The sequence below is a fragment of the Caballeronia sp. LjRoot34 genome, assembly GCF_964253815.1.
Lineage (GTDB): Bacteria > Pseudomonadota > Gammaproteobacteria > Burkholderiales > Burkholderiaceae > Caballeronia.
In genome coordinates this window covers 1,562,082-1,575,154 of sequence record NZ_CAXUSB020000003.1, presented here as the reverse complement: position 1 = coordinate 1,575,154, position 13,073 = coordinate 1,562,082, and the positions used below count along the sequence as shown (strand labels likewise).

At 57.6% G+C, this 13,073-nt stretch carries 10 protein-coding genes; all 10 read right to left on the bottom strand.

The genetic code is table 11. The features are described from left to right. Nucleotides 1–73 precede the first annotated feature (73 nt). Complete coding sequence (locus ACSQ36_RS37955; RefSeq protein ID WP_436186086.1) at nt 74–1,195, bottom strand: glycoside hydrolase family 99-like domain-containing protein; 1,122 nt, start codon at nt 1,193–1,195, stop codon at nt 74–76. Nucleotides 1,196–1,203: 8 nt separating this feature from the next. Then, nucleotides 1,204–2,352 (bottom strand): glycosyltransferase, encoded by a 1,149-nt coding sequence (locus tag ACSQ36_RS37950; protein ID WP_436186085.1) that lies wholly within the window; start codon nt 2,350–2,352, stop codon nt 1,204–1,206. A gap of 143 nt (nt 2,353–2,495) precedes the next feature. Continuing rightward, complete coding sequence (locus tag ACSQ36_RS37945; RefSeq protein ID WP_436186084.1) at nt 2,496–3,587, bottom strand: glycosyltransferase family 2 protein; 1,092 nt, start codon at nt 3,585–3,587, stop codon at nt 2,496–2,498. 47 nt (nt 3,588–3,634) lie between these two features. Next, on the bottom strand, nt 3,635–4,831 hold the full coding sequence (locus tag ACSQ36_RS37940; protein ID WP_436186083.1) for a Coenzyme F420 hydrogenase/dehydrogenase, beta subunit C-terminal domain: 1,197 nt from the start codon (nt 4,829–4,831) through the stop codon (nt 3,635–3,637). Next, nucleotides 4,812–6,056, bottom strand: a complete 1,245-nt coding sequence (locus ACSQ36_RS37935; RefSeq protein ID WP_436186082.1) for a polysaccharide pyruvyl transferase family protein — start codon at nt 6,054–6,056, stop codon at nt 4,812–4,814. The genes ACSQ36_RS37940 and ACSQ36_RS37935 overlap by 20 nt, the downstream gene beginning before the upstream one ends. A gap of 226 nt (nt 6,057–6,282) precedes the next feature. After that, on the bottom strand, nt 6,283–7,509 hold the full coding sequence (locus ACSQ36_RS37930; protein ID WP_436186471.1) for a lipopolysaccharide biosynthesis protein: 1,227 nt from the start codon (nt 7,507–7,509) through the stop codon (nt 6,283–6,285). A 19-nt stretch (nt 7,510–7,528) separates the two neighbouring features. Beyond that, nucleotides 7,529–8,962: an O-antigen ligase family protein gene (locus ACSQ36_RS37925; protein ID WP_436186081.1), complete on the bottom strand. Its 1,434-nt coding sequence runs from the start codon at nt 8,960–8,962 to the stop codon at nt 7,529–7,531. Nucleotides 8,963–8,988: 26 nt separating this feature from the next. After that, a complete protein-coding gene (locus ACSQ36_RS37920; protein ID WP_436186080.1) occupies nt 8,989–11,250 on the bottom strand; it encodes a polysaccharide biosynthesis tyrosine autokinase in 2,262 nt (753 codons plus the stop codon). Nucleotides 11,251–11,261: 11 nt separating this feature from the next. After that, on the bottom strand, nt 11,262–11,705 hold the full coding sequence (locus tag ACSQ36_RS37915) for a low molecular weight protein-tyrosine-phosphatase (RefSeq protein ID WP_436186079.1): 444 nt from the start codon (nt 11,703–11,705) through the stop codon (nt 11,262–11,264). A gap of 11 nt (nt 11,706–11,716) precedes the next feature. Continuing rightward, nucleotides 11,717–12,898: a polysaccharide biosynthesis/export family protein gene (locus tag ACSQ36_RS37910; protein ID WP_436186078.1), complete on the bottom strand. Its 1,182-nt coding sequence runs from the start codon at nt 12,896–12,898 to the stop codon at nt 11,717–11,719. Nucleotides 12,899–13,073: the final 175 nt, after the last annotated feature.

Below are 13,073 nucleotides of genomic sequence, written 5' to 3'. Positions count from 1 at the left end.
CAGATGCGCGGCGAAGGTCGCAAAATCGCTGTGTTACGCGGGCACGCCTCGCGTGCGAGTATCCGCAGCACTTTCATGGGTTGGAAGAAGATTGAAGTTTGCCGAACACAGCCTGTATAGCGTTCAGATATGCGAAGCCATCATTCTTTGTGGGCTCGACGATTGAACCCTCGCCGTATTCGTTCCAGCAACAGACGATGCCCATGCGAAGGGTCTTCGCTGGATTTGCGTCGATCAACTGCCGGGCCGCTTCGAGATGAGCTTGGAACTCACGGGGCGTACTGACCGATCGGTCGTGCGCCGCGTCGAGGCTTCCGCCCCACGGGGTCTTATCCCATCCCGACGTCATCGGCACAATATACGGCAGGTCACCATTGGCCATGAACCATTTCCACTGCGCGCGGTAGCCGTCATCAAGTTCGTTATAGGTGTGGCTGAAACGCACATCGTCACCGATCCGGTTACCTGGTCCAGAATGATAGTTATACGAAAAGTATGCAGCATACCCAATAGACTTAGCCTTGCTTGTCGCAAATTCTGGGTCCGCTGGCGTACCTGCTACAAAAAATAGGCCTGGCAACCCGTCGTCCTCGGCGACACGCTGCGCGCGGGCAATGAGGGCTTGCGCCGAACTGCCGAAACTCCGCGCCTTGTCGTCCAGTGAGCGGCCAAGTTGGACAAAAATTACCGGCTGCCCAGCCACAGTCAGGTATTCCGGTCGCCTGGCGTAGTTATCGAGGACATAGTGGATCATCTCGTCGAACTCCTCTTCGCTGCGCACACCCCCGTCACCATTTGCCCACATAAAAGCAAACCCCGGCTTGGCGGTATGTACACGAGTATAGGCAGCAACCGCCTGATCGAGCATCGGCCGTTTTCCATTCCAGTACCAGTCGAACGCGACGAAATCCACGCCATGGCTACGCATCCAGTTCAGCTGTTGCTCCATCACCTCGTCGTCGCCTTCTGGATACCACCCGAGCAGGGGCTCGCGTTTCGGGAACGCTTTGATTCGGTCCCACGGGCGCGGCGACGGCGCGCCAATCGCATTGTCCTTCCAGCCTGGAAAGTAGAAAACGCCCACACGCGTGCCGGGCGACTCGACAGCGTGTAGATCAGCCGCAGAAGCGAGAACGGAAACTAGAAGGGATCCGACGAGCACCGCCGCCCCGTTAAGAACGCGATTGATTGTCATGGTCTGCCTTATTTCAATTGTTTCATTTCATCTGCCGTCAATCGCGGCTCGCTCACAACGGGCTTCTCGATTCGGCCTGCTTCATCGCGATCGCCAATCGAGTGGTGTTTGACAGATTGGGTAAGATGTCTTGTAACGATTTCGACCACACCTTGGGCTGAGAAACTTGTGCGAGCGAGAGCGCGCTCCTGATTGGCGGCTGCACTGGGCCCCGCCTGCAGACATTTGACAATCGCCGTGGCGAACTCAGGGGCCCGATCGGCTATAGAGAAACAGCGCTTCACTTCTGGCGGCAACCCCTTGACCCCGATCGCCGTGCTGACAAGATGGGCGTCAGAGAACAGCATTTCCACACTCTTCAAGTTAACGCCGCTGCCGGCGAGCATCGGGTTGACAATAACCCGAGCCCTTACGACAAGTGCAGCGATGTCAGTTGGGTCGGCAACAAGATGGATGCGGGGATCAATCTGCACCGTCTCAATGGCCAATGCACTTGGCCGAGATCCGGCGACGACGACCCGAAGTGCCGGTCCGTCGACTGCAGGCAAAACCTCGCGCACCAGCCACGCGAGCGCATCTAGATTATTCGGCGTGTTTAGGTTACCAAAATAGAGCACGTCGATAGATTTGTCGGTCATCTCTGACAGACTCTTCTTGAATTCATCATCGACCAAGGGCGGCAGCCAGTCGATATGATCAAAGCCCTCGCGTTGCCAATACATGCGATCATCGATTGAGATGTCGAAGACCCATCGTGCAGCGCCGAAAGTCGCGCGCTCGAAGCGCTTCAATCCGAGCAGGTTCAGCGCCAAACCAAGCTTCTGTTTGAACGTCCGCGCAAGGTCGAACTGCGCACGCATATACAGATGCTCGATGTTATGCGACCGATACAGTAGAGGAACGCACAAGACACGAGCCAAATCGCGCGCAATCGCTCCGCCGTACAAGCCATCGAGCAGCACGACGTCGGGAGCCATCTCGGCCGCCCAGTTACGCACCGTTGCACGAGGCGTAGCCACCCAGCGCGACGCAACATGGGAAGGCATGCGCAATAGGCAAGCTAGCCGACGCAACAGTGCGTAGCCGCTGCGCCGAATCGGAAAAACCTTAACTCCTTCGCAGTACAATGACAATTCGTGCATGACCTCTACGGTCAAATCCGCATCCTGTGCCCCGTCGCACCAGCACAAAAGACTGACTTGGATCCCAGCCGCCCGGAACGCACGCAGGCGCCGCCAGATATCCACTCTACCGCCGCTGTTTGGCGGCCATGGCACGTCATTGCACACAATCAGAAGCTTCAAGTGTCCCGCCCATTTCGAACTGAGAACTCTGCGGTGGAGCCCGATATCCGTAGGTCTCCAGTGTCGCCCTCATGCCAATCACCGTTCACATGGACCGGCCTCATGCCCGCCAACAGGCCAGCGAAACCGGCCTCGGCGAGCAGCCATTTGCCCTTCATACAATACTTGGCCAGTTCCAGCACGCTCGCGAGCAACACGATCGACAGCGACGGGCAGTGAGATCGGAAGCGGCGTGCAAACAGGACACGACTGCGATGCAGGTGATGAACCGAAATCGCTGATCCTCCCGAAGGAGCCGTCCCGATTGAAGCGCCCTCCTTGTGTACGACCATGCACTCAGGGGCGTAGCCGATCGACATGATGCCAGTCGCACGGGATGCCCAATCCAGCTCCTCGTAATAGAGAAAATAGCGCTCGTCGAGGAGCCCCACCCGTTCGATCCAACTGCGGTTGGCAAACATCGACGCACCGAGCACATAAGCCATGTTGGACTCAACGTTCGTCGCGGCTGCATCGTCCATCCGGACCTCGCTGGCCAGCATGAACGCGCCAAGATGGCGCGTTTTCGCAGTGCGCCGGTTGAGCATCCCGCCACCCAATGCCTGCACCTGTCCCGCTGGTTCTTTGTATAGCACCGTCGCCCCCCACAGGCCGACGGAAGGCCGCCGCCTCGATGCTCGAAGCAACGCGCTCAATGCATCTGGATAAACAGTCGTATCGTTATTGAGCAACCAACAGAATTCAATGTCGGGCGTGCGCATCGCAAGCCGTAGGCCGACATTGTTGCCGCCCGCGAATCCCCAGTTCTTCTCGTTGTCGACTAAAATTACAGAAGCATCCGAGGAAGCTCCGCCGCGTACACTCGTGCGATCGATTGCCGCGAGAGCGAAAGGCTTGGGGCATCGCCAGCGAGACCACGCAGCTTCGAAAGCAGCCGTCCGATCGCGAATCCCGGCCCATAGACGCACGAGCGATCCGTCGGTCGAAGCGTTGTCGCATACAATTAGTTGTCTGAATGGACTATCGGAAGCTAACAGGCTGTCAATGCACGCCAACGTATCGGCTGTGCCGTTATAGTTGAGCAGCACGATAGCAACATTGGACGATTCGTTGACCCGGTTCGTTACGCGCATAATCAGCCGAGCCGTCTGAACGTGCCCAGCGCGTTCCTGAGAACTCCACCCCAGCCGCCGCGATGCGCGGCGCGCCAAAGCCGAAGGCCACTATAACTAGGGATGATCCTCCGCCGTACCATCACGGCAGCTAGCCTTCCGAGCACCACTTGCTTGCGCATAAGCTGGTACGGCTGCATGTCCGCGATCGCATCGATCGCGCATTCCTGTGCACAAACCGCTTGCGCGGCAAGCGCAGCGCGAACCAAATCCTCCCCCGCGTGTGTACGGCTAATGATAAGACTACGACCTGCACGCTCTTCAAAATTTGGATAACCGCCCGGACCGTACCATGCATCTGCGCAGGTGATATCAGCAAACTCCCCGGTTCCATCCGGACAAACCTTGCAGCGCAGCTGCAGGCGCTTACCTAGGATCTTCCCCCAAGATGCGGCGTAATCCATCTTTAGTTCGCGACCATCGAACGTACGCGCGGTGGCGAACCCGGGCCAACCATTCCCGCGGTACACAAAACTCGCTGTCTCCACAGCGTTGGTTCCCAGCGCCGCCAGCACCTCATGGGTGCCGGCCATACTAGGTACGCCGGCGCACATGAACGACAGGATCATTACGACCTGCGAGACTCGTTCCGTATGAACCGCAAGGTACGCACGCAGGGCCGCAACGTCGCACGGTTTTCCGACAAACGCGAAGCGACCACCCAGCTCGAACAGTGCGTCGATATCATCCAGCGCCGCGGCCGGCGCGTAGCGGGAACCTGCGCCGGATAGCACCTCGTCGCGCGTCCTGCTGATGCGGCGGATGTTAAGCAATGGATCGTCCGTAGAGACGGCCACGTGTGCCACGAAATCGGCCTTCCCTGATTCCAGCAGATAGATCAGAAGAGCCGACAGGACGCCGCCAGACGAGCCGCGATAGCGAATTTCCGGATCCACCGCCCAGCCCGTGCGAACCCCATGAATAGGCCCCCATTCTGCGTGTGTCTGCGGCGCGTCAGTGCGCAGGCGCAGCGTCAGTCCAGGACAAATCCTGCGAAATGCATGCGTGAATCCGGGGGAAAGTTCGCCCTCGACCAGTGGACGCAAAAAACCGTCTGGATCGAGCTTCATCTGCACCGGGCCACGGCTGCCAGCCGCCGCACACGCACCGCATCCGCTGCATAGGCCGGAAGCGACTACCTTACTGACGACGTTTGGCATGCAGTTTCTCCAAGAGCTGGACCAAGTAGTCTTCGTATCGTTGCAATCTGTCGTGAGCGATGGCATTGCCCTCGCGAACTTCCTCCCGAAGTCGTGCTCGTTCGGCAAACCCATCGACGATCGTACGGAACGCCGTATCCGTATCATCTATCCGCATATCCGCGACATGCCGATACCCCAACGTATCGAAAAGACCATTGAACTTGCGGCTGTAAGCCATCGGCACAACCGGCACGCCGCTTGAGAACGCCGCAATGCATGCGTGCATGCGTGCGCCCGTAAAGAAATCGAGCGTGGCGATGTAGCTTTTCGCCTCGCTGGGCGACGCAAAGCGTGGCGCCACCTTGATATCCGGAAACCGTTTGTTCAACGTCAGAATCGCAGCGTAGTCATCTTCGACGGGCAGGTGGTTCGCCAGCACATGAGCCACGAGATGAATCTCGACGTCCGGCATCGCCGTAAAATGTTCGATGAGACGGGTTATCAACCCGAGATAATCCACAACCAGGCCGAACTGATTTGCTCCCGTATACCCGCCATTAAACAAAAGCCCCGAGACATTGATACCGACTCGAACCCTACCCGGCGACCGATGCAGATCTCGCTCGAAAGGAAGGCGAAACGCTACGTCGATGAGCTCCTCCGACTTCGCTTCTAGTCCAACAACACGTAGGACGTCCATCGATAGCCGGTCGCGCGCAAAGACGCGTTCGGCACGCGACATGATCAGCCGTGCTACCAGCCGGACCCAACTGGCCGAGAACGGGCCGATCGTCTGCGGACTCAACACAAGCGGTTTCCGATATGCCAGCGCAAGGCATTTCGAAAGGCTGAGAAAGAAAAAGCGCTTGCTACCGTAGATATCGGAAAAGCTGTCGCCCTCCCCAATGTCCAGAACCGCATCGCAGGTCTTCAACTGCTTGAGAAATCGTGACCTACGAAGCAAGATTCTTTTTGGAGAAAATACATCTGCTACTTCACAGTCGAGCGCGTCAGCTAAAGTCGGGCTGGCGCCGGAAGAGCAAAATTCGATACACCTCATCGTCACCTTCGCGCGGACCGCCGCCGCGCGCAGTATCGCAAGTTGCGACTGCGCCAACGCGCCAACGCCGAGATTTTCCGAACCGAGGCTCTGCCATGCAAGGCCGACAGTAAGCGTTTTTTTTAGATCAGACATGTTCCACCAAATTGAGCAATTTTCCCTTGGGTCGGCATCGTGCAGCACAGCTGGCTGCACACCGCTTTGTAGCCTGACTGGGCGCGCAGGGCAGAGTTGCCGCACCGCTTGTCGCGAATCTCACAGCACTCGATGTCACCGTGCGCCAAGCTAGGCGCCCCATTGCACATCGATAAATTCAAGCGCCAGCCTGCCGAGCTTTCCAAAGTGTCTCGGCTAGCAGCACTATCGACACGACGTCGCCAAAGCTTGTAAGTAAAATTCATACCGGCACTCAATAGTCCAGCGTCATCGTGGGATCGCGCCGCTCCCGCCTCGATCGCGCCCACAAGTAGCGTGCACAGAAGAACAACATCGCCGTGCCCATGATCGCCGTACTCGCTACGAGCGCCCAAGCTACGCCGACTTCGCGATAGCGCGAGCCGAGGACAAAGCTAAGGCTGATAAGGCAGGTTGAACCCAGCAACAACGATGCGATGCGTGCGCGCGTATGTCGTACCAAAACGAGCGTGATACCGGTACCCGATGCTGCGAATCGCGCCGCTACGAACAGGCTCAGCGCAGGAGCCAGTCCGGTCACGGCGGCAAACGCGGCGCCGTACACGTGAGGCATTACGAGCGCGACGATAACGTAGTTCGCCATCCCGGCAACGAGCCCTGCCTTTGCAAAGACCAAGATTATCCGCACGAGCGCCGCGACGGCTCCCGGCATGTGAACCCGCGGGCTCGTCCTGGGAATCAGGACGTTTGTCAGCACGGTGACGACGGTGAGGAGACCATAAGCCACACGTGTGCCCGCCTGATAGATGCCGACGGCGACCGGACCGGCGACAATGCGCAGGATGGCCGTATCTATGCTGGTCATGGTGGCCTGCATCAATACGTCGGCGGCATACGACCATTGGCCACGCAGCTCCGACAGCCCCCGCTGCGTCGAAATCCGGCGCAGCTTTGTCGCAAAAGCTGATTCGACTTGGATGAGTGTGACGATGGCGAACGAGAGCCGACAAAGCAGGAAGGACAGCGAGACGAGTTCCAGCGAATGCGTCGCCACAGCGGTTGCCGAAATCACGGCGAGCGACGCGACTGAGTAGGTCGAATACGAGATGGCCTCGTACCGAAACAGGCCTTTCGTTCGCAGCGACGCCATGAAAAAATCGATAAAGGTATCGGCGATCTGTGTCCATGCCAGCAAAACGAACACTAACCCATGATCAACCACCAGCCCAAACGCCACCGTGAACGGCAGCGTGATCGCGGTAAGAACCACCTTCAGCGACAAAAGGTTCGACATGATGTCCATCGCTTGGTCGGGGTTCGCTGAGCAGTCTCTCAGAACGACAGGGACCAGACCATAGTTCGCTGGGATGGCAAAGAAAGAGCCAATTGCAAACCATGACATAAGAATGCCAAAACTCTCTGCGCCAAATACGCGAGCGTTGATCACGAACACGAGAGTGCCAGCCGCTGTTCGCGACGCAACAGAAATGCCGTTCAGCACGATATTTCGAGCGGATTCGTTAAGCACGGGGCAACCGCCCGCGTGCCATCAAATCCGTGCGCATCCTCCGCTCACGCGCCGCGTCATTGACTACGCGGTAGCGGCAGATTGTTCCGATGGCACAAAGCAGATAGATGAGACCGAGGTTCTGGATGAGCGAGCTAATCATCGAAGTCAACATGAATGAAATCAATGCGAGCGACACCAACGCCAGACAGCGCCGCGCGCGAGCGTCTTTTGCGTAGCGTCGTGCCGACATGAAGCGGATGCAACAGAGTCCAAGTGCCCCGTAGAGACATAGGGGTGCGAAAATCCCGGAATCGATAGCTAGAAGCAGTGGCATGTTGTCAACGGTGAACGCGTCGTTCGAACCTTGGAAACCTAGAGCTGCTGACCCAAAACCTTCACCAAAACCGAGCCATAAATGGTCAATGGCAATCGGAAGGCCAGCTTGTAGCATGTCCCAACGCACGGAGCTGCTTGCCTGTTCAGTTGCGGAGCGGCCGATCGCGTAGATCACAATAAGCCCGACAACGCCGACGATAGCGGTCAGTGCGGTCCCGAACACTATGACACCCGCGGCCAGCTGCTGTTGTCGGGCCGGGATCCGCGCGATGAAAGAACGCGAGCCCCCGAGCATCACGACGAGATGAACGAGCAACAGCGCTCCGACCGACGACCGCGTGTTAGTGCAAAACACAGCGGCAGCGAACACTATCTGTGCGGCGCGTAGCGTGCTCCTATGCACACCAACACAGCGCTCGGTCAGGAAATAGAACGACAGTGAAGTCGCAATGACCAAGAACTGCCCAAACGAGAGCGGGTGAAAGAACGTCGACTGCGCCCGGTATATACCATCGCGCGTTTTGTCCATCGCGATCATCATCAGCCCATCGGCATCGGACGATTGAAGCGTGGCAGTAAGCGGATTCGTTTTGGCAAGCCACTCGATGATCCCGAAAAGCGCGACAAGGACGGCGGCGACAAAGAACGTCCGCATACACAGTTCAATCGATGCCCATGACCGTACAGTGAATAGCGCAATGACGAACATGGGAAAGCACAATGTCAAGTCCGTACTGAAAAACTCTTTGAACGACGAGTCGTGGTCCGGAGCGACGAAGCAACTCATCCCACGGATGAAAACAAACAACACCAACAGGCAGAGCGGAATTCGATTACTGCGAATGGAGCGGAACGCCTCCGAAAAACGCCGTGGCATCGTTAGAAAACCGAGTAATGCGACCACCAACCAAATTGCAAATAGCAGCTTGGTTGGTGTCAGGCCGCCCCCTTTTGACGAGCCCATCTTCAGGTAGAAAGGCCACACAATATAAGAAAACATCGACAACGCGAGCAGCCGGTCGAGCACATCGATGCGGTGCTCCCCTCGCCACGCGGACAAAGTGGCACGCATCTGTGGCGCCCCATTCACAGAACGAAATTCACGCATGAGCGATTATCCATATCATGTGTTGCTCACGAGGATTTCCCGTTTGACTGGTCCGACACAAGTTCTGGCGCATAGCGGTAGTCGGCGTAACGGTAGCGGCTGTACTTGCCCGAGTACCGGTAGCGTCCGGTGTGAGCCGCAAGCCCATTGAACAGGACGCCCTTCACCTCACCGCCAGCATTGACGAGCTGCTTCGTAGCTTCCTGCACCTCACCGATCGTTGTCTCGTCAGCCCGAGTCACGAGAAAAACTGCGCCAGCCCTAGCCGCCAGAATGCCGGCATCCGCCGCCGCGAGCACCGGCGCCGTATCGATCAGGACAACGTCATATTGCTTGCTGAATTCATCGAGCAATTTCCCCAGGCTACTCGTCAACAGCATCTCCGCGGGATTCGGCGGAAATGTGCCGCTCGGGAGGAAGTCCAAGTTCGGTACGACGCCCTTGCGAACGGCCCGCTCGACGGAAACGGTTCCTAAGATCAATTCCGTGAGGCCGTTTGTGCGGGATTGGCCAAGGTAGTGGTTCAGGCGGCCCTTGCGCAAATCGGCGTCGACAAGGAGAACGCGTTTGCCCGCAGAGGCCAGGACCGAGGCCAAGTTCGCAGAAATGAATGACTTACCGACGCCCGGTGACGGCCCTGCTACCAGCAGTAGGTTGTTCCTGGCGTCGAGCGTCGCAAACTGCAATGCCGTCCGCAAGCTCCGCAAGCTCTCGACGGCAGGGTCCGAAGAATCCTCATGCGTCAGGAGTAGCAGTCCCCCATTCTTCTCACGTAGCTGGGAAGCCATCGCTTGTTGGCGCTTGCTGAAGGGAATCGTCGCATAGACGTTCAGGCCCGTGTGCCGTTCGATTTCTTGAGGATCGGTCACCCCGCCCATCAAGCCGTTGCGGACGAAAGCAACGACCACCCCGGCCGCCACCCCGAGCAGCGCGGCGATCGGCAATATCAAAAATGGCTTCGGCCACACCGCTTCCTCGGGTACCACCGCGGGATCGACAAGGCGCACGTTGCCCACCTTCCCCGCCTTGATCACCCGAAGCTGTTCGGCATTTTGCAGCAGTTCCTGGTACAACTCGGTGTCCACCTCCACATTTCGCATGAGACGCAGAATGTCCTGCTCCACATTTGGCATCAGCTTAATGCGGCCAGCGATCGCGTCGACCTCGTTCGACAACGCGCTGATCCGCTTGTCAACCGCCTGAATGATGGGATGATTCACCGCAAAGCGTGAGATCAGTTCCTGCCGCTTCTGTTTCAAGCTAAACAACTGCGTTTGCGCATCAACGCTTTGTGCCAACGCCAATTTAGCCTCTTCACTCAGGTCGACGGTGCCCCGTTGATTGCGGGCGGCATTGTATTCGCTCTCAGCCTGCTCCAGCGCGCGCTTCATTACCGGAAGCTGTCCATCGAGAAACGCGAGGGATTTTTCGGCATCGGCCGTCTTACGCTCGATGTTCTGCTTGACGTACTGTCGCCCGATTTCGTTTAGCGTCGCGGCTATGACCACCGGCTCAGGCCCGCGAAGCGATGCGCCGATAATCCCGCTCTGCTTACCCTTTTCAGCGATGTCCATGGCATCCTGCAGGGTTTCGATGGTTTTGAGGCGTGATCTGCGCACGAGCGTAAATTCCGCGCCCGGCTTCGCGTCGAGCTTTGCCACAAGCACGTCGATCGGTCCGTCTTGCGTTTGCGCACGCAGCAACTGACCCACGCGACCTTCAAGCGGATTGTCAAGGTTGGATGATTGCTTGATCCGGAATCTCCCGCCGGCCAGTGCCGTTAGCGCGAACTTGTCGCCCTCCATCTCGCGTGGCACGTTGAACGTGTTAACCTCCAGCGACTCGCGCCCCCATGCGAAGCCCCCGATACCGAAGATACCCGGCTCGGAAAGCCCGTGGTTATGCTGTGCTATTAATCGACCCACGATTGGAAAGCGCTTAGGTTTGGCGTCGATGAAGAGACGCAAATTGTCGACGGTCTCTGACACAACCATGCGTGAGCGCAGGATTTCAATTTCCGCAGTCGCTTCCGTCTTCACGTCGAAGAGCGACGAGACATCGGAAAGCAGGTTTTTCGCCGAGTTCGGATTCTCCTCCACCTGCACCAAAATGTTGCCCTCATAGAGCGGCTTGGTCAGAAAGGCAAATACGGCACCGATGATAAAAATCGCGGCGGCGATCCTGACGATGAGCCAGCGCTTTGCAATCAGTACGTCGATATAGCTCGCAAGATCGATCACGTCGTCCTGCGGCATAGGCCCGAAGGCGGGTTGTTCGAATCGGTTCATAGCTGGACGTCTTAGGTTATTTTGCTGACGGCTTCAATGCGGGCGGCCCATGCTTCCACACACACACTTACGAGATCGAAGACCTGCTCGAAAACGATGCGGGATTGCCCCACGGGATCTGGCACGTCGTATCCACCATGCTCGCCCAAGCGGAAGACCTTGCCCGATGCCAGCGGAAACTGACGATACAACGCACTCCTCTGTTCTCGAGTCATAACAAGAATTAGGTCGGCTTGACTGACGAGCCACGGTGCCAATCGCAACGCTCGATGTTCCCTGATGTCGACGCCCCGCTTCCCCATGACGTCGATGGCGATGGAGTCGGCTTGCTCGCCGTCCACCGCGATAAATCCCGCCGACACCGTCAGGCACTCGGGCAGCGCTTGCTTCAGCAATCCCGCAGCCATTGGACTCCGGCAGAGGTTTCCTGCACACACCACAAGTATGGATCTCATTGTCGGACCCGCTATCTGAGTGCAGTGGCAGTGCCGACGAATGGCTGCGTGGTAGGTAACATCAGGCTCGTGGCTCTGCTCCAGCGGGTCAACGATGCTGCGTCGACATACACTACGTCGTTTTCCCTAAGGTCAAAACCGTCTGCAATCGCTAATGCAACGGGCGATTTGCTGTCAAGGTGAAATACTTCGGGTTTGCCTTTCCCGACCTGCCTTATCACGTAAATCTGGCCTGGATCGCTCGTCTGGGGGTTGACACCTCCCGCGGCACCAAGTGCCTCATTCAACGAGAGATGACCGTCTCGTAAGAGCATCGGCCCCGGGCGCAACACCTCCCCGGCAACAAAGACCTTGCGGTCTTCGCGGGGCGAGACGTGCACAATGTCACCGTCCTTCAGGACGATACGGCCCGGGTCTATACCTCGTTTTAGCAGATCCGGCAGACTGACTTCAACTGTCCTGCCTGCGCGGCTGATGCGAATGTCGCTCGCGTCACCGCTCGGCAGCACGCCGCCCGCCCGGCTGAGCGCTTCGACGAGCGTCATCGGTACGTCGTCGATCGGTTGTACGCCCGGTGACTTGACCTGGCCGTCGATAAACACACGTTGATTGCGGAACGACGTCACGCGCACGGTGATTTGTGGTGCAGTCACGAACTCGGACAGGCGGTGGATCAACCTCTCGCGAACCTGCAATTGCGTCAGACCGCTCGCCTTGAAAAGACCGATGTAGGGAAACTGGATGAATCCATCCGGACTCACGACGTAGCCGGGTACGCTCGCGGCTCCTCCGCCTCCGCCGCCTGCAACGGCCAGTGCGCTTTGCCCATCACCAGGGTCGGTGATACCCATGCTTCCGGAACCACCATAGGTTAGTGTTGGGTACACCAGCTCAGGATGATCCCAGACCACGATCGACAGTACATCACTCGGACCAATCAGGTACGGTGCGGGCACGCCAAGCAACTGTTTAAGTCCGTCAGCAAGTGGACGCTCGCCAGACTGCTGGGAAGCCTGGATCATAGCGAGCGTAATTGGCGTGACTTCCGCTGACGACAAACCGTTCGCCGCGCCACCTTCATAGCCCGCATCGAACTTCATCCCCGGCGAAAACGCACACGAAGCCAGGAAACACGATACGGATATCCACATGACGGCATTGCACAACTTCCTAATCAAAATCGTAAATTGCATACAAACATCCTTGCATCGGAATACAAAATTTGGCAAAACAAGCGGTCGAGAATATCGGCTATAAATCAGGGAACCTAGCGCATCCTGCCTATAGCTTCCGATAGAAGAACTGCTTGCAGCGGCCTTCTCATCGCTTCCGATCGGAAAAAATATCAGAGTAAACTTCTATGATTAT

Coding starts and splice junctions, on each gene's coding strand:
- ACSQ36_RS37955 (WP_436186086.1), bottom strand. CDS start 1,195: ATGACAATCAATCGCGTTCTTAACGGGGCGGCGGTGCTCGTCGGATCC.
- ACSQ36_RS37940 (WP_436186083.1), bottom strand. CDS start 4,831: ATGCCAAACGTCGTCAGTAAGGTAGTCGCTTCCGGCCTATGCAGCGGA.
- ACSQ36_RS37925 (WP_436186081.1), bottom strand. CDS start 8,962: ATGCGTGAATTTCGTTCTGTGAATGGGGCGCCACAGATGCGTGCCACT.
- ACSQ36_RS37920 (WP_436186080.1), bottom strand. CDS start 11,250: ATGAACCGATTCGAACAACCCGCCTTCGGGCCTATGCCGCAGGACGAC.
- ACSQ36_RS37915 (WP_436186079.1), bottom strand. CDS start 11,705: ATGAGATCCATACTTGTGGTGTGTGCAGGAAACCTCTGCCGGAGTCCA.
- ACSQ36_RS37910 (WP_436186078.1), bottom strand. CDS start 12,898: ATGCAATTTACGATTTTGATTAGGAAGTTGTGCAATGCCGTCATGTGG.